This is a genomic window from Mycobacterium sp. OTB74 (assembly GCF_029892685.1).
Classification (GTDB): domain Bacteria; phylum Actinomycetota; class Actinomycetes; order Mycobacteriales; family Mycobacteriaceae; genus Mycobacterium.
Genome location: NZ_JARXVD010000024.1, coordinates 63226 through 87533, shown reverse-complemented (window position 1 = coordinate 87533; position 24308 = coordinate 63226). Strand labels below are relative to the sequence as shown.

Annotated in this window: 22 protein-coding genes; 11 read left to right on the top strand and 11 right to left on the bottom strand. The window is 63.1% G+C overall.

Annotated features, from left to right (window positions below):
* Nucleotides 1–276: 276 nt before the first annotated feature.
* The 3 genes from M2432_RS24775 to M2432_RS24765 all read left to right on the top strand — a co-directional run bounded on the left by M2432_RS24775 (nucleotide 277) and on the right by M2432_RS24765 (nucleotide 3545).
* A complete protein-coding gene (locus M2432_RS24775) occupies nucleotides 277–1944 on the top strand; it encodes an SLC13 family permease (protein ID WP_280829492.1) in 1668 nt (555 codons plus the stop codon).
* A gap of 387 nt (nucleotides 1945–2331) precedes the next feature.
* Nucleotides 2332–2787 carry a DUF1942 domain-containing protein gene (locus M2432_RS24770; RefSeq protein ID WP_280829491.1) on the top strand — a complete coding sequence of 152 codons (456 nt, stop codon included), beginning with the start codon at nucleotides 2332–2334 and terminating at the stop codon, nucleotides 2785–2787.
* Nucleotides 2788–2924: 137 nt separating this feature from the next.
* Nucleotides 2925–3545, top strand: coding sequence for a DUF308 domain-containing protein (locus M2432_RS24765; protein ID WP_280829490.1), 621 nt, complete (start codon nucleotides 2925–2927; stop codon nucleotides 3543–3545).
* 88 nt (nucleotides 3546–3633) lie between these two features.
* On the opposite strand, the gene M2432_RS24760 is transcribed toward M2432_RS24765, so the two are convergent.
* The 3 genes from M2432_RS24760 to M2432_RS24750 form a co-directional block, all read right to left on the bottom strand.
* Nucleotides 3634–4467, bottom strand: a complete 834-nt coding sequence (locus tag M2432_RS24760; RefSeq protein WP_280829489.1) for an SDR family oxidoreductase — start codon at nucleotides 4465–4467, stop codon at nucleotides 3634–3636.
* A gap of 173 nt (nucleotides 4468–4640) precedes the next feature.
* Nucleotides 4641–6416 carry a patatin-like phospholipase family protein gene (locus tag M2432_RS24755; RefSeq protein ID WP_280829488.1) on the bottom strand — a complete coding sequence of 592 codons (1776 nt, stop codon included), beginning with the start codon at nucleotides 6414–6416 and terminating at the stop codon, nucleotides 4641–4643.
* A gap of 182 nt (nucleotides 6417–6598) precedes the next feature.
* The gene (locus M2432_RS24750) at nucleotides 6599–7690 is read right to left on the bottom strand and encodes a questin oxidase family protein (RefSeq protein WP_280829487.1); all 1092 of its coding nucleotides are present in this window, start codon (nucleotides 7688–7690) and stop codon (nucleotides 6599–6601) included.
* 256 nt (nucleotides 7691–7946) lie between these two features.
* On the opposite strand from M2432_RS24750, the gene M2432_RS24745 reads away from it, so the two are divergent.
* Nucleotides 7947–9437: an amino acid permease gene (locus M2432_RS24745; RefSeq protein WP_280829486.1), complete on the top strand. Its 1491-nt coding sequence runs from the start codon at nucleotides 7947–7949 to the stop codon at nucleotides 9435–9437.
* On the opposite strand, the gene M2432_RS24740 is transcribed toward M2432_RS24745, so the two are convergent.
* Nucleotides 9395–9847 carry a carboxymuconolactone decarboxylase family protein gene (locus M2432_RS24740; RefSeq protein ID WP_280829485.1) on the bottom strand — a complete coding sequence of 151 codons (453 nt, stop codon included), beginning with the start codon at nucleotides 9845–9847 and terminating at the stop codon, nucleotides 9395–9397. The two genes, M2432_RS24745 and M2432_RS24740, sit on opposite strands and share 43 nt — an antisense overlap.
* Nucleotides 9848–10070: 223 nt before the next feature.
* On the opposite strand from M2432_RS24740, the gene M2432_RS24735 reads away from it, so the two are divergent.
* The 3 genes from M2432_RS24735 to M2432_RS24725 are packed head-to-tail and all read left to right on the top strand — an operon-like array spanning nucleotide 10071 to nucleotide 12160.
* Nucleotides 10071–10730: a TetR/AcrR family transcriptional regulator C-terminal domain-containing protein gene (locus M2432_RS24735; protein WP_280829484.1), complete on the top strand. Its 660-nt coding sequence runs from the start codon at nucleotides 10071–10073 to the stop codon at nucleotides 10728–10730.
* Nucleotides 10731–10732: 2 nt separating this feature from the next.
* Nucleotides 10733–11593, top strand: coding sequence for an N-acyl homoserine lactonase family protein (locus M2432_RS24730; protein WP_280829483.1), 861 nt, complete (start codon nucleotides 10733–10735; stop codon nucleotides 11591–11593).
* Nucleotides 11594–11614: 21 nt separating this feature from the next.
* Complete coding sequence (locus tag M2432_RS24725; protein WP_280829482.1) at nucleotides 11615–12160, top strand: ester cyclase; 546 nt, start codon at nucleotides 11615–11617, stop codon at nucleotides 12158–12160.
* Nucleotides 12161–12251: 91 nt separating this feature from the next.
* Here the strand turns inward: M2432_RS24725 and M2432_RS24720 are convergent, their stop codons facing one another.
* The 4 genes from M2432_RS24720 to M2432_RS24705 all read right to left on the bottom strand — a co-directional run bounded on the left by M2432_RS24720 (nucleotide 12252) and on the right by M2432_RS24705 (nucleotide 17198).
* Complete coding sequence (locus tag M2432_RS24720; protein WP_280829481.1) at nucleotides 12252–14093, bottom strand: serine hydrolase; 1842 nt, start codon at nucleotides 14091–14093, stop codon at nucleotides 12252–12254.
* Nucleotides 14094–14454: 361 nt separating this feature from the next.
* Nucleotides 14455–15606, bottom strand: coding sequence for a hypothetical protein (locus M2432_RS24715; RefSeq protein WP_280829480.1), 1152 nt, complete (start codon nucleotides 15604–15606; stop codon nucleotides 14455–14457).
* A gap of 309 nt (nucleotides 15607–15915) precedes the next feature.
* Nucleotides 15916–16734: a 4,5-DOPA dioxygenase extradiol gene (gene ygiD, locus M2432_RS24710; protein ID WP_280829479.1), complete on the bottom strand. Its 819-nt coding sequence runs from the start codon at nucleotides 16732–16734 to the stop codon at nucleotides 15916–15918.
* Between the two features lie 8 nt (nucleotides 16735–16742).
* Nucleotides 16743–17198, bottom strand: a complete 456-nt coding sequence (locus M2432_RS24705) for a PPOX class F420-dependent oxidoreductase (protein ID WP_280829478.1) — start codon at nucleotides 17196–17198, stop codon at nucleotides 16743–16745.
* Between the two features lie 202 nt (nucleotides 17199–17400).
* Here M2432_RS24705 and M2432_RS24700 point away from each other — a divergent pair, with 202 nt between their 5' ends.
* Nucleotides 17401–17850: a hypothetical protein gene (locus tag M2432_RS24700; RefSeq protein WP_280829477.1), complete on the top strand. Its 450-nt coding sequence runs from the start codon at nucleotides 17401–17403 to the stop codon at nucleotides 17848–17850.
* A 222-nt stretch (nucleotides 17851–18072) separates the two neighbouring features.
* Here the strand turns inward: M2432_RS24700 and M2432_RS24695 are convergent, their stop codons facing one another.
* Nucleotides 18073–19512 (bottom strand): aldehyde dehydrogenase family protein, encoded by a 1440-nt coding sequence (locus M2432_RS24695; RefSeq protein WP_280829499.1) that lies wholly within the window; start codon nucleotides 19510–19512, stop codon nucleotides 18073–18075.
* 329 nt (nucleotides 19513–19841) lie between these two features.
* Here M2432_RS24695 and M2432_RS24690 point away from each other — a divergent pair, with 329 nt between their 5' ends.
* The 3 genes from M2432_RS24690 (at nucleotide 19842) to M2432_RS24680 (ending at nucleotide 22046) form a co-directional block, all read left to right on the top strand.
* Nucleotides 19842–20468: a class I SAM-dependent methyltransferase gene (locus M2432_RS24690; RefSeq protein WP_280829476.1), complete on the top strand. Its 627-nt coding sequence runs from the start codon at nucleotides 19842–19844 to the stop codon at nucleotides 20466–20468.
* A 21-nt stretch (nucleotides 20469–20489) separates the two neighbouring features.
* Nucleotides 20490–21137, top strand: coding sequence for an FKBP-type peptidyl-prolyl cis-trans isomerase (locus M2432_RS24685; RefSeq protein WP_280829475.1), 648 nt, complete (start codon nucleotides 20490–20492; stop codon nucleotides 21135–21137).
* A gap of 225 nt (nucleotides 21138–21362) precedes the next feature.
* Nucleotides 21363–22046 (top strand): sensor domain-containing protein, encoded by a 684-nt coding sequence (locus M2432_RS24680; protein ID WP_280829474.1) that lies wholly within the window; start codon nucleotides 21363–21365, stop codon nucleotides 22044–22046.
* 11 nt (nucleotides 22047–22057) lie between these two features.
* Here the strand turns inward: M2432_RS24680 and M2432_RS24675 are convergent, their stop codons facing one another.
* Together M2432_RS24675 and M2432_RS24670 are read right to left on the bottom strand one after the other, a co-directional pair.
* Nucleotides 22058–23890 carry a fatty acyl-AMP ligase gene (locus tag M2432_RS24675; protein ID WP_280829473.1) on the bottom strand — a complete coding sequence of 611 codons (1833 nt, stop codon included), beginning with the start codon at nucleotides 23888–23890 and terminating at the stop codon, nucleotides 22058–22060.
* Nucleotides 23891–23969: 79 nt separating this feature from the next.
* Nucleotides 23970–24245, bottom strand: coding sequence for a hypothetical protein (locus M2432_RS24670; RefSeq protein WP_280829498.1), 276 nt, complete (start codon nucleotides 24243–24245; stop codon nucleotides 23970–23972).
* Nucleotides 24246–24308 lie beyond the last annotated feature (63 nt).

Sequence of the window (24308 nt, the reverse complement as noted above, 5' to 3'; positions counted from 1 at the left end):
ACAATCCCCGCCCCTACGTGTGGACCAAAACCGCCAACCAAATCCTCGAATCCATCGCCAACTATTGCAGACGAATTAACGACTCAGGACACTAGACCACGGCAGTTTGCATTTGGTAAGTCACCACTCGCGCTCGCGTTGGCAACCGCTCAGTACCCTCGTAATTGCCTGTCGGTCAGGCCTTTCCGCTGGCCCGGTTCCACAACAAGGGACAGCCGCCGCACGAATCTGGTTGGTAGACACCGATTAGGCGCTCGATACCCGACAATGTAGGGCGTGGCACTGACTGCGGCAGCGATCGTAATTCTCGCTCTGGTCGCGATGACGACTGGTCGACTGCCCGCGGTGCTGGCGTTGCTCTGCGCGTTGGTGGCCGCCGGGTTGCTCGGAATCGCCTCACCTGGTGAGCTTTTCGCCGGGCTGAGCAACGGCGGCGTGATCACGATCGCGGCCATGCTGGTGATTGCCAAAGGGGTGCTACACACCGGCGTCGTCTCCCGCGCCACCTACCGGCTGTTGTCAGGTGTGCAGACGTCAGGGCAGGCGCTACGCCGGCTGATCCCGCCGGTCGGGTTCGTATCCGCACTGATCAACACGACCCCGATCGTCGCCATGCTGATTCCGGCAGCCAAGGAACTGGAGCAGCGCTCTGGCATATCGGCTCGCGCAGTGCTCCTGCCCATCGCACACGCCACTACGTTGGCGGGGTCCGCCACCTTGATCGGCACCAGCTCCAACCTGCTCATCGCCGCGCTCGCGGCGCCCTCGGGTGTCAACGTAACGATGTTCTCGTTCGTACCCATCGCCGTGCCGGTGGCGCTCGTAGGCTGGGTGGTACTGCTATTGACCGCACCGGCCATGCTGCGCGGCCGCAGCGAGAGCGCAGATCGTGACCTGTCCTGGCAAGCGGAGATCCCGGTGGCGGCCCAGGCGAACGCGGTCGGCCGCACCGCCGCTGAACTTGGTATCGAATCCACCGTCGAGTTCGAGCTGGCAGAGATCCGGCGCGGGGGCAAGTCCGCGGCCGCGCAGTCAGTGCTGCAAGCCGGCGACCGGTTGATTTATCGGTCAACCGAGGCTGGGGTCCGAATCCTCTGGGGCAGCCCACGTTTCGGGCTGTCGCCGCTACCGCTGTATCTCGTCGCCATTGCCACCAACGAGCAGGCGAGGGTGCGTGATCTCGAGGAAGACGAGGACATCGTGGTGGTGGCCGCGCAGACCACCAGAGCGTTGCGGGAAGCGCCGGCAGAGCCAGGTGAGCTCTGTCTGGTGACCGCTCACTCGGTTGCGGCGCTGGACGACCATTCACTGGTCGGCCTGTGGCAGCAAGCTGCGAGCAAGGCACCGCAGACGGGTAAGACCTGGATTGCGCTGCTCATACTTGCGGCCGTGATCGTGGCCGGCTCGTTCGGTTTGGCTCCGGTCGAGCTGATCGCCGTGGCAGGGGCGGCAATTACAGTCCTCACCGGCGTGCTGACGCCCCGCTCAGCGGCACGCGCGCTCAACTGGAACATCCTGGCGATCATTGCCGGATCGATCGGCCTTGGCACGATCGTGGTGAAAAGTGGCCTGGGTGAATATATTTCGGAGGCGATCCTGACTCTGTCGGCCGGCAAGACGGTGCTGGTGGTGTTGGTGCTCGCGGTGAGCACCACTGTGCTGACAAACGTCGTCACCAACGCCGCGGCGGCCGCCATCCTGACCCCGGTGGTACTGACCATCGCAGCCAGAACTGACCTGAATCCAGTGCTCCTGCTGACGATGGTAGGCACGTGTATTTCGTTCACGTTCCTCAATCCGTTCAGCCATCAGTCGAACCTGATGGTGATGCGGCCGGGTGGGTACTCGACCCGCACCTTCATCAGATACGGACTGCCGCTAACCGTGTTGTGCCTGACGACGGTATGCGCTGTCAGCTGGGCATTGCTGCGGATCTGGGAGTAGCGGCGATTACGCGGACCCTTTCCCGTCGGCACCGGGCTGCGCCCTGAACACATACCCGAGATCGCCCGACGCTGACCCACTGATCAGGTCCCTTGGCTCCTCAATTTGCCACGGCGCAGAATTTCGCCGATTCCACCCAGCACCGTAGTTCTACTGCCGTCTAAACACACCCTCTACTGTTCTTCGTCCTGGCCGTCATGACCATCGCGATACGCGCACGTCCGTGCGAACCCAGATGACACCAGTCGTGATACGCATCTAAACCGTCAGCAGACTGACCTTTCAGCCATACCAAACAGGTTTGAAATCCCCGAGTTTGGATACGCATTAAGTGCAAGAGAATGCACTCATTCCTGGAGAACAGGAATGCGGCGAAGGGAGCTTGACGTGACGTTCTCGCAGATCGCATGGAAAACAACGGCAGCTGCGGCCGGCATCGCGACAGCCGGAATCTTGGCGGCGACACCGGCGTTTGCCGACCCCGAACCGCTGCAGTTCGGCCAAACAGCTGAGATTCCCAGCCCAGGTGGCGCCATCAGCTACACCGTGGGCAACTTACAACCCAGCGGTCACAACGACGGCATTTGGTACTCCGATGTAACTGCCCAAGCTGTGAGCGGCTCTCCGACTCCGAACATTTCTGATTTCAACGCGCGAGCTGTCAACAGCTCCACCTACGCGGACATGAAGGGAAACGAGACGGACGGGCTTCCCAACCAACCGCTCGCACTGGGCACCCAGGCAACTGGGCGGATTTACTTCGACGTACGAGGGGGCACAGCGCCCAACAGCGTCGTTTATCGGGATGCCGTTGGTACCGACAAGGTGGTTTGGACAGGCTAGCGAGCGGCCCCGAATCGATGATGAAACCGCCCCGGCTTGGTAAATCCTCGGTACAACTGCCGAGCAGGGAGCACAATTAATTGGTTTAGCACTGTTAATTGGCTTAGCACTGTCGAATCGAAAGCGATGCAGCAGTAATGGATCAATCAGGTCCGACCGAGGCCACCCCTGCGAAGCGCCAACACGATCTCGTCGGCCATTTGACCGACAGTTTCTTGTCGAAGTCGCGGTATTGGTGGGTGTTTCTGATCGCCGGCGCTGTGTCGTGCGGGATCGCGGTGGTGATTCTGCGCTTCACCTTCACTACGATCGAGGCTATCGCCACCCTGTTCGCTGTGGTGTGCCTCCTGGCGGCGGCCGGCGAAGCCGTAGTGGGCGCGCTGGCGTCGCGGGGCTGGCGGGTAGCTCGCTGGTCGCTGGCACTGGTGTTCGTCGTCGCCGCCATCGTGGCATTCCTGGCTGTCAAGGCCACGATTGTCGGACTGTCCGCCGTGATGGGCGCCGTTTTGATCCTCCGAGGATTTCTTGGGGTCATGGCCGCCATCGCCGCAAGACGAGAACGCGGGTCGAAAGTGCTGCTGATCGCTGCTCTGGCCGAGTTGGCGATCGGGTCGTTGGTCGCGGCTTCGCTGCAGGGGTCGATCACCGCACTGTTGGCGTGGGTCGCCGCGGGTACTGCGGCGCACGCGGTCGCAGAGATCAGTTCAGCCTTCCTGGTCCGTAGGGTTGGCCGAAGCATTCAAGCGCGGCACGCATAGCCCAATGACGGTTCCCTCCAGGAGCTCTTGAGTCCAATCAGGCTGTACCCCAACATCTTCAGCAGCAGGGTGTCAGGCAGGCACCCTCCTATGACACTGGAGTTTCCGGCTCCATGTCGAACGAATGCTGGATCTGGTCGGGACGGTTGCCCAGACCGTCCGTTGTCCTTTTGTGCCAAGGTGCGTCTATGAGACTTTTGGTCTCCTCGATCATGGACTTCGGCACGAGGTTGCGATACGTGTCGACCTCGCCGGCTGCCACGGCCGTCATGGTCGCGTACACCTCTTCCGGGTCGAATTGCGCACGGGGGAAAGCGAGTTCGGCGTAATCGAACAGCCTCTCGGCGGGGTCGTCTTCCCAGCTCTCATGGGTCTGGAACATACGGTCGTTGAAGCCCGTAAGAAACGGCCCGGGATTGACCGTGGCGACTTCGATGCCGAACTCCTGCAGTTCGAGCTTCATGGTTTCCGCAATGGCCTCGACTGCATGTTTGGAAGCGGCATAAATCCCGGTGAACGGGTTGACATTCAGGCCTTCACGCGAGGAAACCCAGACGATCCGCCCCCGTCCGCGCTTGACCATCTGCTTGGCGATCCCCTGCGTCAACAACAGCGGGCCGGTGACGTTTACCTCCCATTGGTGGCGGATGTTCGCCGCGGGAATGTCGAGAACTGATCCGCCCTCGCCCATGCCTGCGTTGTTGACGAGAATCTCGACGTCCCATCCCAGTGCTTTGCGTCGGTCGCCGTCGTTGGTGACGTCGAGCTTCTCTACCTGCAGTGCCACGCCGCGCTCGGCGGCCTCGCGCTTCAGCGTTTGGACTTGTGCGTAGATCTCCACCGCAGCGATTACGTGAAAGTCCTTCTCGGCGAGTCTCATAGCGACCTCGTGCCCGAATCCCGTTCCGGCTCCGGTGATCAATACCGTCTTCATTCCGGTCTCCTATCGGATCGCGTTTGCGACTGGCCGGTTTGCGTTGTTCGGTAGATCTGCGTACCGGCGGGTTGCCTGCGGCGAGGTCTACTTTAGGTTCCGCCGCAGCCACTCGTCGATCTACGACACCGTTTCCCGCCCGCGGCCTGCACCCGCGCCGGTTACGAAATCGGTCGCGGCCGTACCTGCAGGCGCGGCTGCGGTTTCGGCGCTCCATTGCCGATCGGGTTGTCGTCATGGTCGATCTCGGCGCAGATCGTGGTAAAGACATCCGACATCGACACCATTGCCGACTTGGCTGACCTGAATACCTCCTGGAGCTCTGGACTCCACGAGTGGCGATATGACGGCGGATTGGCAATCAGGTCGTCGTAGGACGCGATGCCGTCGACACTACCCTGGATCAGCGTCTGCCCAGCGGGCTTCACGCTGTCGTCGAGGGTCTGTAGGAAGGAGCGGAACCGCACCCACCGGTGGTTGTCGAAATTGAAGTTGTCAGTTGTCTCTCCTGCGTACTGTCCACGGGTCGCGAGGTCGTGGATGACCGGGGGCTCCATGTTGAGATTCATGCCGCCCTCCTTCTTGTTGTGGTTGACGGCGATGATGCGACCGCGGTATCCGGGGACTCGGCACTGCATCGAATCCGCCCAGTTCTGCATGGTGTTCAGGATCGCGCGGACGAGCTGGGGCACTGAGGTGATCTCAGCCGACGGCGCCTGCAAACCGTCGCCATTGTCGGCCGGTAGCAGCACATTGCGTTCCTGATCAGGGTAGATGGTTTCGACTTCAACCAAATTGATGCCGAACGTCGGCCGACTCGGTACCGCGACGTCGAAGAAGTGAATCGGGAAGTTGCTGGTGATGCCCCCGTCAGAGAAACAGTGCTGGACGATTTCACTGCTGGACACGGTGTAGTCAATTGCATATAGCGGGATAGCCGACAGCAACACAGGAAAGCTCAGGCTCATGCGGACCGCCACGATCACCGGGATGTCTTCGGGGTCCGGCAACGGACAATAGCCTTCGTTCCAGAATCGTTGCAGCACCTTGTCTTTGGGGTCATCCGGAGCTGTTGCGATCAGATGGTCAACTATCCGCTTCGGGAACAGCTTCTCCAACTCTTCGGGCCTGAAGGCCCATACCCGGCTCTTGAACGGCAGCTCGTTCTGGGTTCCGGTGCTCAGATCCGTTGTCAACATGGCCAATTCGATGCCCTTCTGGTTCAGCAGACCGAACGTCAGCGGGGCCTGATCTGGGCTCAGGCCGGCCATCGCGTCAAACTCGTCGGCCAGCCACGGGGTGAGCGCCGGCGGAGAACCGGTCTGGGCCTCCATTCCGGAACACAGCCCCAAGTGATTGGCCGGCAGATCGTGGAGTACTCGATACGTCAAACTCCAAACGACGGCAGTCGCCAGCCCGATGAGGAGAATCAGCAACAGTCCCAATATGACCAGCACCGACGAAAGCACATTCGGCCATCGCGAATGGCCGAGCAGCACGCAGATCAGGATTGCGGCGGGGACCCCTAGGCCCACGGGGAGGCCTACGCACCACAGTGTCGGCTTGCGTAACAGGGTGCCAGCCAAGGGAACGACGGACCGGAGAAGTCGTCGGCGTATCGTGCCTCCGCTGATCCAGACGGACAGCAGGCGGTACAACGCTTGTGTCCCCGGCTGTGCCTGGAACAGGTTGAAAAGCGTGGTGTGACCGCCGTCTTTTTCAGCGAGCTTGTCCGGCAGGGAGGCGAGTCGCGGGTACCCGACGTCCGCGCGACCCTCGGCACCAGCACCTGCATCGCGACCGTACTCGGCAGCCGCGGCTCCCGCTGCGGCGATTGCACCGGCAGAGGTGCCGCCCACGCTTCGCAGCCGCTTCGTCGCCGCCAGCTGACATACCGCTCGCGGGTAAATCACACCACTGGTGATGCCTCCTTTCATCACAAGGTCGCATTCGCTTTCCGCAGTCAGCTCTGCTGTCAATGGATAAGTAGCGGGTTTGCGCAGATCGATCAACATGTGAGACCCCCGTTTCGCTTCAAGTCCGCTCGGCTGGAATCGACTACTGCGCAGGCTCGCCCGACCGCGCACGGTCATATTGTTTCCCGGCGGCCGGGCGCGACCTAGAGTAATGCGCTACTTGATGAACCCATGCGCTGCAGCGCCGCGGCGACGGCGCACGGGAACCGCGGGTCGGGCTGCAGAAGGTTTTCCCGGTAACACGCCTCCGTGAATTTGATGGCATGTTCGTCACCGCTAGCCACAGCTCGCTCGAAAAGGTCCACCCATGTCGGCAACGTCACGTGCGACGCGTACTGAAGTGCATCCTGCTCGTCACGCGGACCACTGGTGAACATCAGCAGTAACGCGACATGGACCTGCCACATCGCCGCCACCGACCCGACATGCAGTTGAGCGGGCAAGTGTCCGAGGACCATGCGCATCGCTGATGGCGCAGTGACCCCGTGAATCAGCGGTACCGGCGCGACCTCCGGATGCCTCAGATATACCCCGGCGAACGTCGTTGTCATCTCGCTCAGACGATGCGCCGGCGCAACGGTATTCAGCGAGGACAAGGCTTCGTCGTACCCAGGTGCATGAGCCAAGATGCTCATCCGACCGCCTGGGTCCGGCGGTTGGTCGGGCCCCGGTCGCGGTAGGCGGGCTACCGCCTCGGAGACCGAGCACTCACCAATCAACGCCACGGTGCCCGGCAGAGGCCTGTAGCGCGCCGCCCAGTACGCCAGACCACGTGAAAATTCCTGCAGTGCAAGGTCATGGGGCTGGCTGGTGGCAGACAGGCAACGCACCGCGTGCGCGGTACGGATAAGGCCGTGCGTCAAACCCGCCAGTAAGCCGGGCAACAGTCGCGGCCACCAGTGAACCAGCACGTCCTGCCACGATTGTTCGGCCAGTTCGCGGCCAAACAGCTGCTCCCAATCACCTACGCGCTGGAATTCGCCCATAGCGCCCCGCCAAGAGGCTTCATCGGTCGCGTCGATGCTCAGCCGCGGTTCCGGCGGGTCGTGGTGTGCGGCACGCCGGGTGTACCGCTCAACCCAGGCCGGAATGTAGTCACCAAATCCCATGGTGCACAGGGATTCTGCAGCCATCGGCCCGTGGTTGGCATAGTCCCTTTCGCCGCGCTCGTACCCTAACCCCTGAAGACGCTGATACGCATCGCCCATCGCATCGGCGTACATATTGGTGCCCATGACGATGCCTCCACGTATATCGTCGCGCCAGCCGCCGGAATCTGCGGCCACACATACAAGGACGAGTCAGCTACCTCGAAAGTTACCCTGGTCCAACCCGTTCGACACGCCAAACCGGCCTGCTGGTCGACCGCTATGTGCTGGGTGTCCTCGGGGCTACTCTGACGCCTATGAGCGCTGAAACCAACGAGACCGAACTGATCTGCGCTGCGCCGGCGGACCGGTTCGTCGAGCAGGTGCTCGACGGTGTGAACGGATGACAGCCAATAGCGGAATGTTCCGCACCAAATCGGTTGAACAGTCGATTCAGGACACCGACGAACCGGACTCGAAGCTCCGTAAAGACCTTACGGCAACCGATCTCACTGTTTTCGGCATCGCTGTCGTGATCGGTGCCGGCATCTTTACCCTTACCGCTCGAATCGCGGGCACCATGGCAGGGCCGGCCGTGTCCCTGTCCTTCGTCCTTGCCGCGATAGCGTGCGGGCTCACCGCGCTCTGCTACGCCGAGTTCGCCTCAACCGTCCCCGTCGCCGGCAGTGCTTACACCTTCGCGTACGCCACCTTTGGAGAATTGGTCGCCTGGATCATCGGCTGGGACCTGATTCTCGAATTCGCCTTGGCAGTTTCGGTCATCGCCAAAGGCTGGTCACAATACCTCGGCGATGTACTCGGTGGATCGGTGTCGCCGATTGCACACATCGGGTCGGTCTCATTCGACTGGGGTGCCGTGGCGATCATCGCGATCGTCGGGGTCCTCCTCGCAATCGGGACCAAGCTGTCGTCGCGGGTGTCTGCTGTCGCGGTGGCGATCAAACTCAGCGTGATCGTCCTGATCCTGGTCGTGGGCGCCACCTACTTCAAGACGTCCAACCTGACGCCGTACCTCCCGCCGTCGGAGCCGTCGGCAATAGCGGAGGGTGTGCACCAATCGCTGCTCGCCTGGCTCACCGGGTCCGGCGGTACGACCTTTGGCTGGTTCGGCCTGCTGTCGGCGGCGAGCCTGGCCTTCTTCGCCTTCATCGGCTTCGACGTGGTCGCCACTGCCGCAGAAGAGACCCGCAATCCGCAGCGCGACGTGCCGCGCGGCATTTTCGGGTCACTTGTCATCGTCACGGTGTGCTACGTGGCAGTGTCGATCGTCCTCACCGGAATGGTGTCGTACACCCAGCTTCAGGGCGAAAATGCAACCCTTGCAACGGCGTTCGCCATCCACGGCAACACTTGGGCGAAAAACATCATCTCCATCGGCGCGTTGGCCGGCCTGTCGACGGTGGTCATGGTGATGTTCCTCGGCCAGACCCGGGTGCTCTTCGCCATGGCGCGGGACGGCCTGATCCCCCGCGGCCTCGCGCACACCGGCAGACGGGGCACACCCGTGCGGCTCACGGTCATCGTCGGCGTGGTATGCGCGGTGCTCGCGGCGTTCGTCGATTTCGGCACGCTCGCGGGAATGGTCAACATCGGCACCCTGGTGGCGTTCGTGTTGGTCGCAACCGGCATTCCGATCTTGCGCCGCACCCGGCCCGATCTGAAACGCGGGTTCCGTGTTCCGTTCGTTCCGGTGATACCGATCCTGGGCGCGCTTTCATGCCTGTGGCTGATGATCAACCTTGAAGTAGAGACCTGGCTGCGGTTCGTGGTCTGGATGGTGATCGGCGTGGCGATTTACTTTGCTTACGGGCGTTCGCATTCGATGCTTGCTCAGCCGCTGGAGCAGACCACATCGAAGCCAGGCTCAAGTTGAACCCCGGCGGTGTTGATCACCATGGCGATCATCACGTAGTGCCCGACGAACAGAGATAGCTCGAGCGCCTCGTCGGCGTTGAGCTGCTCAAGCGCTGCGGCCCAACCGGACTCGGTCAGTTTGTGCTGGGCGATGAGTTCATCGGTGGCCCACAGGAGTGCGCTCTGACGCGGTGAGAGACCACGAAGATCCTCGGTGGTGGCCGCAGCAATCACATGCGGCGCCACCTCTGCGTTGTCGGCCATGTGACGATGGTGCGACCACTCATAGGCGCAACCCAGGCGCCAAGCCACACGCAGCACAATCAGTTCCTTTTCTGCCGTGGACAGCCGAGTTTTACCGAGCACCTGCGACAGGAAGATGCTGTGCGCGGGAAACAACTTGCCCAGGCGCGCCAAGGTCAAGAACACATTGAAATCGTTGCGGCCCTTGGTGGTACGCCTTCGAATGAGCCACAGAACCACGCATGATAGGCGCTCGAGCCGGCGCCGATCGGCTGGCGCGACCCTGGGCTCGTCGCGGAGGTTCCACTGACCATCGGGAAGCCTGATTGCCATCGAGTTCCTCTCTTGCCAAGCGCACACCTATGCCATAAGTTTGATTAAACCTTACGACATAAGTCAAGGAGTTCGCATGCCAGGACCTCGACGAGTGCGGGGCACGCTCGGCCGGGATGAGATCGTGCGCACGGCACTGGAGTTCGCCGAATCCGAAGGTTTGGAGAAGCTGTCGCTCCATAAGGTAGCGGCGGAGGTCGGGGTCAAAACCATGTCCCTGTACAACCACGTCACCGATAAAGAAGACCTGCTCAATGCGATGGCCGATGCGGTGATGGCCGGCGTCGAGATCCCCGATGTCGACGCAATGAGCTGGGAAGACGCCATCCGAGCACTCGCCCATGCATTTCGCGACGGAGCTCTGAAGTATCCCCATGCCGCACCACTTCTGCTGGTGCGCCGCCTCAACACCCCGTCGATCCTGCCAATGGTCGATGCTGCGCTACGGGTCTCTCGCCGCTCGGGGCTGGATCCCAAGGCCGCGGTCCACGTCCTGCGCGCCTACATCGCACTCATGGTGGGCTCGCTTCTTCGAGAAGTCGGCATGACCCATCCAGAGGGCACAGCACCCCCTCCGGTCGTCACCAGCGACCAAGGCGCACTCCTCGAGACCACCTACCCGGCGGTAGCCGAAGCTGCGTCCGAACTCGCCGTGCTCGATCATCAGCAGGAACTCGATTTCAGCATCCAACTGCTCATGAACGGGGCCCACCGCCTCGTGGAAGGCGACCAATGAGCATGAGCACCATCACGGTATCTATCCTGCAGACCGGCACGGTCCGCATCAGACCAACCCATCAGACGCAGAGCGCGAAACTACCGGTCCCGCTCCGCCGAGCCCGCGTGCTCACCGACCGCCGCTGGACCGCACCACTGCCCATCAACACCTATCTCATCGACCATCCAGAAGGTCCAATCCTGTTCGACAGCGGCGAATCCCCCCGCGCCACACACGGACTCGGTGGTTACTTCCCCTGGTGGCAACCGTTCTTCCACGTTGCCGTCCATATCGACGTGCCCAAAGATCAAGGCATCGGAGCCCTACTCGCCCAGCGAGGACTCGGCCCTGCGGATCTACGCAGTGTGGTTGTCTCGCACCTGCACCACGACCACGGAGACGGGCTGCCCGACCTCGTCGGCGCCACGGTCTACGTGAGCCGAGAACACTGGAAGGCCTTCCGCCACTACATCCCTGCCACCACGGAGGGCGCCGTGCCCAAACAGTGGCCCAATAGCTTCAAGCCCACGATCCTCGAACCTTCCGGCCCGGCAATCGGTCCGTTCGACCGCAGTTACCCTCTCACAAGCGATGGCAGAGTCGTCGCCGTCGACACCCCCGGACATGTCCCCGGGCACCTCAGCGTCATCGTGTTCGCCGATGACGTCACGTATTTCCTGCTCGGTGACGCGACGTACGACCAAGCGCTGCTTGATGCCGAGAAAACCGATGGGGTGAACAAGAACCCGAGACTGGCCATCGAATCCCTGCGCAAAATAAAGGAATTCGCGAGCCACCACCCGACCGTCATGCTTCCCGCGCACGACCTCAACGCTGCAACCCGCCTCGTCAACCGCGAAATCTACACCCCCACAAGCTGATAACGATCGGAGATGCCACCGATGACCACTCCCGAGATCCGCGCAGCCCGCGAAAAAGTTGTCCTCGACCACTTCCATGACGAAGTGCGCCAAGACTGGGACGCCACCTTGTCCACGTTCCCGCACCCGCACTACGAACTGATCCCGCTCATGAAGGTCCACGACGGCGATGCCGAAGTCCGCGCCTACTACCACGACACCCGCGCCGCATTCCCCGACCAGGACCACGAGATCATCGCCCTGCGTCACAGTGACGACGCTGTCATCGTCGAATTCTGGCTCCTCGGCACCCACCGCGGGTACTTCGGCGCAATCCCGCCGACCGGCAACCGATTCCGGGTCCGGATGACCGCCTACTTCATCTTCGACAACGACGAGAACCTCGTCTGCGAGCGCATTTACTTCGACACTCTCACCTGGCTGCGCCAACTCCTCGCGGGCATCGACTTCAAGAACCCGAGGAATTGGTCCTTCCTGGTGCACTGCCTGCGCGGTCTGCTCGCTCAGACATCCAGCGAACCCGACCCCCGGTTGTCCAACACGACACCACCGGTATTCGAGAGTTAAGCCGAATTCACTTGGGAAGCTTAGGGATCGATGGTGGGCGACCCTCGCCACCGGGAGAGCCGCCCACAATCGACGGTGCGTAGATAGTCCTTCAGGAGATCGCCGCGTCGACCTGCATCTGGAACTGCTCGACGACAGACTGTGTCTTGCCGCCCGGCAACTTGACGGGATTAGTCCCAGGCCGCCAGGCGCGCGTGTTGACCGTGATGGCTATGTCGAACTCGTTGCGGGTCCAGACGAACGTCGACGCACCCGGCGTCGAGCCTTCCCGCGCACTGTTGACGCGCGGACCGTTGCCCCACGCGGCGTGTAGGTGGGCGAACTGAGCCAGCGCGTGCGCCGAAGCACCGAGTCCGTCGTTGCCGACGCCGACCTCGTTGATCTCACCGTCGCCGCCGTAGACCGAGGGCACTAGATCCGACACTGCCGGCTTGAGGACGTTCTGGCCGATGCCCGGGTCTTCGGCGATCGCCTCCTCACTGTGACGGCCGGAGGCGGCTGTGGAGATCACCTCGACCTCTGCGATCCCGGCGGGATCGAGCAGGGTCTTCTTCAGGTAAGTCCAGTAATCGCCTGTGCCACCGCGCTTGTCGACGAGGGCGGCCAGCATCAGGTATCCGAAGTTGGAGTACGCATTGGTCGTACCCGGCGCGTGCTGCAGCGGCTGACCGTACATGTATTTGCAGATGTCGAACCGGGTCGGATGGGTGATTCCGAGGCTGTTGGCGATCTGGCCCATCGAGTAAGTCGGGTCAAAGTATGGCGGAATACCGTCGTCGTAGCCCGAGGTGTGGTCGAGTAACTCCTGGACCGTGATCTTGTCGTGGTCGGTGACGTTGCCCGGGTTCGAGATCCCGAGCTTGGCGAACGCAGCATCACCCGGGCTGAGTATCTTCGCGTCGTACAGCGACTGGATTGCCGCCTCGCAGAACATCTTGCTGCAACTGGCAAGCAGGAAGCGGTCGCTGGGCTTCGTCGTCTTGTAACCCGGCTCGGCCCAGGTGTAGCCGCGGTTGAAGACGGTGGTCCCGTTCTTGAGGATCGCCACCTGCGCTGCGCGGATCGCCTGCTTATGCATGAAGCTTTGGAACAGTTGGTCGACGGCTTGGTAGGCGGCCACCGACTGGCCCGTGGCCGTCCACTGACGCGCCTCTGGCACATCGTTTTTGGCGAACACCGCCGCATACCGGGTGTCTCCCCCGCTGCCACCGCCCTGCACACAGATCGGGTAGCGCCCCGCCTTCTGCTGCTTGTCGAATTCGGTCTGATACTCGGCTGCGGTGAGTCCATGGCGGGCGTACCAGCTGTCGACGACATCGTCGCTGTACACCGAGCAGTACGTGTGGTCGCCCGAAAGCGCGACATAGGCCGGGCGCCACGCATTGAGGGTGTAACCGGGCAACTGGGTGTCGAGGTCGAACGTCTGCTGGTAGTGCGAGGCGCCGTCGGCAGGGTTGACCATCCACTTAACCCAGTCAGTGTTCGGCCACCACACCCCGGCGTACAGCCGCGCTCCCGAGTCACCGTAGATGGTCACCGAATGTGGACGCAGCCCACTCGTCTGCGCCGACGCGTTGACCGCGTTGAACTGCGACTGCGTAAGGCCATGGTGGGCAACCCAACCCGCCCCGACACCCTTCGTCATCACCGCGGCGAAGATCGCGTTGCCGCCGGAGCCGGTCGCCGAAACCAGCGACGCACCGTAGCCCGCCTTGACGTTGTTGTTGAACCACGTCTGATACGCATTGCCGTCGACACCGTGAATCGCCGTCCATGCCGGCATCGGTCGATCGACCCACACCGCTGCGTATTGCGCATTGCCCGGGTTTCCGTAGACGCTCAGGGAGATCATTCCGTAGCCGGCCTTGGACAGATCGGTCACATGGGTCTGGTGCGTTGCGGCGCTGACGCCGTGGTACGCCTGAAATTTCATCTAATTACCTTTCGTTGTCGCCGCGCGGTCTGGTCCAACGTCGGCATGGTCCACCTATCGGTGCATGCCTACTTTCGCCGCGCCACCGTGGGGCAGTCACGAGTAGTGACCTACTCGCATTTGCCCGCGACCGGACGCACACAGCATTTACGCAGCAAATAATTAATTCTGGCCAGATGCCACGGAGTGCGAAGACTCCGGCCGGTCCTGACCCTTTCAAGCGCCTTCGATGACACCAATTCAGCCACGGGCCCTTGGCTTTTCGAAAGGGACGCCGGTGCGATGACACCCCGAAGCACCCCCGGTTGATGGCCGGGCTTCAAACACGGGGGCAACAGTAGCTAAACCACGTGCCAACCGCTTAGAGCACGAACCCGCACAATGCCAAACAGTTGTCGGGGCGGTCGACCGGGTGCGGATTCATCCCCCCGGGGCCTTGCTCAAGTTCGGGAGCCGTGCCGAGTGGCGCCGGCTGCAACGGAGCCGCTGGGATGGATTCCTGGTGCCGACGGGCATCAGGAATCGGCGTGGACGTGTCGCTCTGGTTCTGCTTTTGAATGACCTCAGCGTCATCGGCGGACGGTGCCGGTACGACGGGCGTGGCTGCGCTTGAAGGCAGCGGCGGCGGGGGCAGTTGGGGCTGCGCAGTGCCGCCGGGGGACGACGCAGGAGCGGGCGGTGCGGAGTTAACCGCCGGCGGCGCAGGCGCGAATCGAAAGTCTTGTAGATGCGGGCCGGTAGCCCATCCGAGCGGCATCGCAGCGACCAAGGCGCCGATGCACACCGCCGCGGCAACCGGCGGCACGGACCACGAAACCATCTTGCGGGGCCGCCTCGGTTGCACAGGGCGGCTATGCGTAACGACGCCATCGCTGCAACGCGCAGCCAGTGCAGCGCCGTGTGCGAGCGCCGTCATGGACTCTGTTCGGGATTCAATCGCAACGCGGGCGCCGCTGAGGTGCCGTTTGGTGTTGTCGTCTCCACCGACGACGAAAAGGCGAGGTTGACGGTCATAGTCATCGAAGAGTTCCGTCAGCCAATGGGTGGCGCTCCCGTCGTTCCGGAAGTGCGCGAGCGACAGCCGCGGTCCGTCCAGATTGGCGATGACCACGCGGCCACGCATAACGCCGGCGCTTGCGACGTCAGGCTCGATGACGCAGATAGCGGTGTCGGTGTATCCATTGTCGGCCACCAGTGCCGTGCTGGCTGCGGCCAGCGGGATCGGCACAAGGTCGGTACCCATGCCAAGTTCTGCGAGGAGCTCACTGAACCGCACCGCGTCCTGATCGGCATCGGCAGTCCAGGTGACGGCAATCGATCGCAGCCGGCAGCGACGCCTGACGGCCCGCCGGCGCAGCTGGCGTACCGCGTCGGCGAGTTGAGCGGCATAGCTGCTCTTGTGATCGAAGTACACGGCAGCGTGATCGAGCACCGCATTGTCTGCCCCACCGCTTGTCGACACCGTGAGCCCGGCCATCTGCGATGTCAGGACGACACCGAGCACAACGTCCATGGGCTGCTCCTCGAAAGCTCTGGCCAGTCAGGCGAGTGGGATCGATATCGACTGATTTGCCCTGTCTATCGACGGCGCCGCGAACTCCGTTTCACAGAGTGAAAAACACCACATCGGTAGTTAGCCAATGCCCGTACTGCAGCACCAGTTCAGCGGCCTGCCTTGAACGCCTCCCACCGCGCTTCGCATCCAGCGGTTGCTCACCGCTCGCGAACGCGGGCGCGGAAGCCGCCGGCGAGTCGGAACGGGATCTCGGTCGCCTCGTGGCATCGAGATCAGCTGGCTGCCAATCGAATTCGTTCTGAACAATTAGGCGACGTCGGCCGGTGAGTTGGGCCCGACCGTATACGAGGTCATCGACAACGACCCGTAGCTGTAGCCGTCGACCAAGACATCCGCTGGTGTGCCGGCCGCCGAACTCAGACCGGCGAGGTAGAGCATGGGGATGAAGTGATCCGGCGTCGGGACCGCGGCGGCATAGTCGGGATGCTCGCGTAGCTGCACCACGCGGGATGGGTCGGACGTCAGCAGGTTCGCCGCAGCGTCGTCAAACCTGATGGCCCAGTCGAATCCACTCTCGGGGACCTTCCAATTGACGGCCCGCAGGTTGTGCACAATGTTGCCGCTTCCGATGATCAGGACCCCGCGACTGCGTAATTCAGACAGCTGGGCACCGAGCGCGAAGTGCTCCTCCAGAGACTTCTCTGCGTTGATCGACAACTGCACGACAGGAATTGAGGCATCTGGAAAGGCGTGCACAAGCACTGACCAGGTGCCGTGGTCGATAGCCCAGCTGTCACGATCACTCCCGACCCAGGTGGGTTTCACTGTCTCGGCGATCTCGTCGGCAAGTTCCGGCAGCCCCGGCGCGGGATACTGCACGTCGAACAATTCCTGTGGGAAGCCGTAGAAGTCGTGGATGGTGCGCGGGCGGGCCATGGCGGTGACCGCGGTTGCGGTGATGTACCAATGCGCACTGATCACCAGTATCGCTCGGGGCCGTGGTACCGACTGGCCGAAGGTCGTCCACGCCGCGGTAAACCGGTTGTGCTCCAAGGCGTTCATCGGGCTGCCGTGACCGATGAACGCCGCGGGCAACACGGTCGAGTCAGCGGGTGAATCGCTCATGTTGTGCGTCACTTCGGCGGGAAGCCGCCTGTTGCCACAGGTCCCCAACGGCGCGGCGTGATCCGGATCAAGCACTTGCCTTGGTCCAGCATGGCCTGGCGGTACTCCGACCAGTCGGGGTGCTCCCCCGCGATCGCTCGGTAGTAGTCGACCAGCAATTCCTCCGCGTCCGGGAGGTCGATGACCTCGGCGTCCCCGTCGACTTGGACATACGCGCCGTTGAATTCGTCGGAGAGAACGACCACGCTGGCGGTCTGCCTGTGGCGGATGTTCGCACATTTGGCGCGTTGCGGATAGCTCGCGATAACCACTCGGCCCTGGGCGTCGAGTCCGCCAGTTACGGGCGAGCTCTGCAACGACCCGTCGGCGCGGAATGTGGTCAGCACCATCCGATGCCGAGGCCGGATGAAGTCAAGTAAATCGGCGAGATCGACCGTATCGGCTGTCGCCGTTTCAGGTGCCATAGTCACCCATGGTAGGCACCGCATCCCGATCCGGCGGGCAACGTATTGGTGCGCGCACTACTCGTCGCAGCCCGCGTATTGCGTGTCAATTGAAGTAGTGCACTACGCAAGTCAAGGGGTTCATGGTCGTCTGAAGATGGGTTCCGTAATTCACGACGCCCCACCGACTGGTGGGGCGCATCCAACGAAACCGAGGCCCGACATGACTACAACAGCACCAAAACCCGCCGCCGCCAACGCCGTGCCCAGCGTGGCACCCAACGTGTATCACCTGCACGGCGGGGGAATTCACATCACCTACTACCCCGGCGGCTCGGGACCACTCACCAAGGATGGGCCGGTCAAGCTGGTCTATGAAGACACACACGTCACCAAGACATTTCGGGCCGACCAAGTCACAGTCACCGAGGATGCCAACCTCGGCACCCTGGTCTCAGTCGTACTACGGCTCACCGTGGACGTCGGATCGACCACCGCCACGCTGCTGATCCCGCCGGTCGTTCTCGGCGAAGCCAAGTCGGTGCCGGTACACACCCTGTTGATCACGACGGTGCACTCGATGACATTGACCGGGATCGGTCAGCCACAGCGTGCCCACTACAGCGCCACACACCTCGAAGGCTCAGCCGGCGTGGTGATCCTTCCGCTGTAGCTGGACCTGCGCTGCTGGTAAACCGAAGGTGCACAAGGTATTCCAGGGCGCGGCTGGTACAGCTTGGTACCTGGCCGATCGCACCGAGCCACCGAAGCCCGCTGTTGATCGAGACAATCAACAGCGGCCCAGGGTAGAGCTGAAAGGCTCTCGTCTGCAGGCAATTTCAGGACCCGACCAGCGACAAGTTGGGTACCGCTGATCGGGTCCGCCCGGTCATTGTCAGGTCAGGCCGATGTAGACCGACTTGGTGTTGAAGTAGGCCTCCAAGCCCTTCTTGCCGCGCTCGCCGCCCCAACCGGACTGCTTGTGTCCGCAGATCGGCATCGACGGATCGGCCGCCAGCGCCGAGTTGACCCAAATCTGGCCGCCACGAAGCTCATTGGCAACGCGATGAGCCCGGGACAGGTTCTCGGTCCAGATCGAACCTGCCAACCCGTACTCGGTGTCGTTGGCCGCGGCGATCGCCTCTTCCTCTTCATCGAAGGGGATCACGCAACCGACCGGGCCGAAGATCTCTTCCTTGATCAGGCGCATATCGGGCGTGGTGTTGGTGATGATGGTCGCCTCGTAGAAGTAGCCCTTGCGGTCCATCGGCTTACCGCCCGTGATGATCTCCGCACCCCCGGCCACTCCGTCGTTGACGATGCCCTCAACCCGGGTGCGCTGCTTCTGGCTGATCAGCGGACCCAGCACGGAGGTGGGATCCTCATATCCGCCCATCGGGAGCATCTTGGCGAAAGCGGCCAGACCTTCCACGACCTGGTCGTAGATGCCGCGCTGCACATACATCCGTGAGGTACACGAGCAGTTCTGGCCCGAGCCGGCGAGCAGGCCCATGCCGGCGCCCATGATCGCCTTGTCCAGATTCGCGTCGTCGAACATGATCAGCGGCGACTTGCCACCGAGCTCCAGGGTCAGGCGCTTGAGATTGCCCGCGGCCGCCTTGACGATCAACCGACCCACCTCGGTGGATCCGGTGAAGGCGATCTTGTCGACATCGGGGTGCGCAGTCAGCGCCGCGCCGGTGGTCTCGCCGTAACCGGTGATGACGTTCAGGACACCATCGGGCAGACCTGCCTCCCGGAAGATCTCCTCCAACTTCAAAGCCGACAGTGGGGTTTCCTCGGCCGGCTTGAGCACCGCGCTACAACCGGCCGCCAACGCGGGCGCCACCTTGAGCATCGCAACGAAGAACGGCCCGTTCCACGGGATGATCAGGCCCACGACACCGACCGGCTCGAGCTGGGTGAAGGTGTGGTAGTTCTCGAAGTGGCCGAGCAGACCATCGGAGACCAGATTGCTCGACTCGCCGTGGATCTTGCCGACCCAACCGGCGTAGTAGATCAGCATCTCGTTGGCCACCTTGATGATCTGCTGCGCGGCCAACGCATTCATCCCGTTGTCGCGCGCCTCGATCTCAGCGAGTTCCTCGGTGCGCCGCTTGATGATCTCCGCTGCCTTGAAGAGCACCTCGGCCCGGTGGGCGGCGGGCAGCTTGCGCCACACCCCCGACTCGAACGTCTCCCGCGCCCGGGCCACCGCCGCATCAACCGCGGCCTGATCAGAATCAGGGACCTCCGCGATCTGCTCTTCGTTCGACGGGTTGAAAACCGGAATGATCCCGCCGCTGGGGATCGTAACCGCAGGATCGACGTCCATGGTGTTAGTCACTGTCCTTCATCCTTTCGCCGAGCCGCTCCGCCCCGGAGAAGCGCGGTGCCTTCAATCGTTGGGAACTGTTCGCCGTACGCACAGCACACGCGGACGATCACCGAGTGAGCCCGGTCACTGCGCGGGTGTGAGGTTACGCGCATAACCTATGGGCGTCTAGCACCTTGGACGACTTCGATTGCGTCACCGCTGACCGTGGCCGCTCGCATGCGGAGTCGCACTGCTCTGCGACAGTCCGGTTATTCCGTTGCGTGCGCTCCAGCCACTGCCGAACCCGGCCGTTCCCGTCGGTGCCGCGAGCTTGCAACAATGGCTGGATGGTCGAGGAGAACCTCTGGATGCAAAAAGTCGCGGCCGATCCCGGGCATTCGGCCTGGTATATCGAACGCTTTCGCTCCCTGGCACGCGCCGGCGAGGATCTGGTCGGCGAAGCTCGATTGGTGGACGCGATGGCGCCTCGCGGAGCCCACATCCTCGACGCCGGTTGCGGACCGGGCCGGGTTGGCGGGTATCTGGCTGCAGCCGGCCACCACGTCGTCGGCGTTGACGTGGACCCGGCACTCATCGAAGCGGCCGAACAGGACCATCCGGGCCCGCGCTGGCTGGTGGGTGATCTTGCCGAACTCGACTTACCCGCCCTGGGCATCAGTACGCCATTCGATCTGATCGTCTCAGCCGGCAACGTGATGACTTTTCTGGCTCCGGCCACCCGGGTACAGGTGCTGACCCGGCTCCACGCCCACGTTGCACCTGCCGGTCGGGTGATCATCGGCTTCGGCGCCGGTCGCGACTATGAGTTCGACCAGTTTTTCGCTGACGCCGCCGAAGCCGGGTTCACCCCGGATCTACTGCTGTCTACCTGGGATCTGCGGCCGTTCACCGACGACTCGGACTTTCTCGTCGCCATCCTCCGGCGGGCGGAGACCACCGCGGCACACCGCTAGGCGCCTGTAGGCTGGGCGACCGTGAACATCTCGCGTGTCCCGTCCTCCGTAGCCATCGTCGCCTGCGCTGCCTCGCTCGCCGTAACACTTGCCGCGTGCGACTCGGACACCAAGACCCCGGCCGCAGGCACACCGTCGACCTCGGCGCCCATCCCTTCCATCTCCGAAGCCGTCACCCCGGCCGCCACCGACACTCCGGCCGCACCCGCGACCTGCCCGACGGCCGCACCGCAGAACGCGGGCGCTCCTGAGTGGACGCTGACGGGCGCGACCGGCAGCGTCGCAGTCACCGGCTCCACCGATACCGCCGCACCGGTGGTCAAGGTGTCCGCACCATTCAGCGTCGCGCAGACCCAGGTGCACACCTTGCAGCCCGGCACCGGACCGGTCGTCGCTCCCACCGCTACCGTCTCCGTCTGCTACGCCGGCTTCGATGGCCGTGACGGACACAAGTTCGACAGCGCCTATGACCGCGGCGAGCCGGCCCAGTTCGCGCTCACCGGCGTTGTGCCCGGCTTCCAGAAGGCCATCGCCGGCCAGAAGGTCGGGTCCACCGTCGGCGTTGCGATGACCTCGGCCGACGGTTACCCGGACGGTCAGCCAAGCGCAGGAATCCAGCAGGGTGACACTCTGGTCTTCGCGATCAAGATCCTCGACGCGTCCAACTGAGCTTCGATGATGTGAAGGTGACGGCCGGGCTCCTAGAGCCCGGCCGTTGCTAGTCTCTGAGGTCAGTTACCCGGTGCCCTGCCCGTTACCAAGAACGACGATTCATCGTAATGAAGAATCTCCGCCGAATTACCGCAGGCGGCGACGCTACGGGAGCACCATTAGTCTTCAAGAGGGGCGGTGTTGCGCGGATCGCTCCGCAAGCGTCTGGGACGGGAGGAGCATATGCGCCAGCCAACTGCCAGACTCGTCGTTGCCATTGCCTGTCTGCTTCTCACCGGATGTACCAACACCATCGTCAGCGCCGAGTCGACAGCCACTCGGGTCTTCATTCCGCGCCCGCTGGTCGAGCGTGAACTCGACGCTCTGCTGGTCAATCCCGACCAGGCGAACGCCGCAATGGGCACCACCGGGATGGCCGTCACCAGCAACCAGTCCGCGATGTCCGACAACAGCACCACCATGGCGCCCCCGGAGTGCCTCCCCCTCGACGGCGCCGCTGAGGCCGTGACTTACGTGGGCAGCAATTCACGCGCCGAACGCGACCAGAGCATGAACAACGGCGACAAATTCACCCACTACCTCAAGCAGGCTGTGGTCCTGTTTCTGACAGTCGACAAAGCCCAGGCATTCTTCGACAACGCGGCTCGGCAGTGGCCGGGCTGCCACCAGTACACACACCTGCAGAGCCAGACCCAGTGGGTCGTCGGACCCGTCTCGAATGAGAACGGCACCCTGAGCGCCGTGACCACCGAGCAGCAGGCCGCAGCACCCGGCTGGGCCTGTGAACGCGCGCTGACGCTGAAAAACAACATCATTGCCGACGTCAACACCTGCAGCGCCAATCCGGCCGGTTCGGCGGTGAAGATCGCTCAGCAGATCGCGGCCAACATCGCCTCCAGGTGGTAGCGGCGCTGGTTTCAGTGCGTGCCCAACGTCCCATCCAGATATGCCGTCCGGCAGGCCTGCCGGGCTAACTTGCCGCTGGTGGTGCGCGGGATGCCGCCCGCCGAAAGCAGGCGAACCTCCGACACCGCCACACCGTGCCCGGCGGACACCGCCTCGCCGATCGCCTTGATCGCAGGCTGCGGATCAGTGCGGGCAGTCCCCGACGCGCGTTCCGCGATGACCACCAACCGCTCACCACCTTCGTCCGGTACGGAAAAGGCGGTCACATAACCGCGACGAACCACCGGCGATGCGTCGGCGACGGTGTTCTCGATGTCGTCCGGGTAATGGTTGCGGCCATCGATGGTGATCAGGTCGGCCATCCGCCCGGTCACGTACAGCTCGCCGTTGAAGTAGAACCCCAAATCTCCGGTGCGCAACCAGGAACCGTCGAGCATCGCGCCATCAGCGTGGCTGTCCTGAACCAGCGCGGACCCCAACCGGGCATCGAAAGTCGCCTTCGTCTCCTCCGGCAGGCCCCAGTAACCGCGGCCAATGTTCTTGCCCTGCAACCAGATTTCACCGACCTGGGCATCCGCGCGCTCTGCCCCGGTCTCAGGGTCGACGATCACCGCCCACAGGCTGCGCGCAGTCTGGCCGCAGGACACCTGGCCGACCGAGCCGGGGGCATTCTCGGCGACCCGCACTGCCTCTCCGGCCGCCAGCCGGTCCCGATCGAAGTAGGCCACCGACGCTTCGGCCGACGGGGCGATGTTCGCAACGAACAGCGTTGCTTCGGCGATGCCGTACGAGGGTTTGAACGCCGTCGGAGGTAACCCGTACGGGCCGAACGCCTTGTTGAACGCTTTGATCGCGTCCATGCTGACCGGCTCGGAGCCGATGATCATCACGACATTGGCGAGGTCGATGTTGGTCTGGTTCGAACCGGGTTTGGGTGCCCCGCGCTGAGCGGCCCATTCGTAGGCGAAATTGGGTGCTGCAGTGACCACTCGGCCCTCGCTCGACCCGTCAGACATCGCCTGAATCCAGCGGAAAGGCCTGCGGATGAAAGCCGTCGGCGACAGCAGCGTGGAGTGCCCGCCGTACACCGCAGGAAAGCCGATCATCGACAGACCCATGTCGTGATACAGCGGCAGCCAGCTGACGCCGTGGGTGTTCCGGTCCAGCAGGTCGATCGACAGGATCATCTGGATCAGGTTGGTGCCTACGGCGCGGTGGGTGATCTCGATGCCGACCGGTGGGCGCGTCGAACCCGAGGTGTACTGCAGGTGCGAGATGTCATCTTCATCCAGCTGGACGGGCACGAACTCGTCGGCCTCACTATCCGGCACCTCGTCGATGACAACGATGTTGGGCTTGCCAATATCGTTGTGCGACAACAGAAATTCCTCAACCGCAGGCGACGCGGCCACGGTGGTCAACACCGTGGTCGGACGGGCGTCGCGCATGGCGGTGTCGAGCCGCTCGGCGTGGCCCGGTAGCTCCGGCGCGAAAAGCGGCACCGCGATGGCTCCGGCTTTGATCGCGGCGAAGAATCCGGCGATGTATTCGAGGCCCTGTGGGGCCAGGATGGCGACCCGATCGCCCCGCGCAACGAACTGCTGCACCCGAGCGCCGATGGCCTGCAAGCGAACCCCGAGCTGGGCCCAGGTCAGCTCGGAGGACTGTCCCTCGGCAGCGCTGGAATAGTCCAGATAGCGGTACGCCACGGTGTCCGGAACGCTGTTGATGTTCCGCTCAATCAGCGAGATCAGCGTGGCACCGGGCGGTAGCACCACCCCACCCGATGAATCCAGGCACTCCTCGATGTTGATCAGGCCAGTGGGTGCGGAAGTGCGAGCCATGCAGTCCAGCCTAGACATGCGGCACGCCGGCAAACCCCGCACACGACGGGGTCTGACCGTCCGACCGAGAACTGCTAAATCAGCCGCCGTTGGTCACCGGGTTTGACGACAACGTGATGAAGCTGCCGTTGATCCACACGCCCCAGCGTCCACCCCAACCCGAGGTCCACACGACCGGTTGACCGCTCCACATCTCGGCAGGTTTGCGCGGCGCCCAATTCGGCGGCACCTCGCCCTGCCCGGGTGCGGGCGGCGGGGGCTGAGCGGCGGCCAGCGGCACGTCCAGGGCCAGCGCACCGGCGGCGATTGCGCCCGCAACGACGACAGCGGACAGAGCGGACTTGATCATCATGATTACTCCAGCGTCGAGCGGACTACAGATACTTAGCGTACATAAGCACGTTACGCGAGGTCTGCC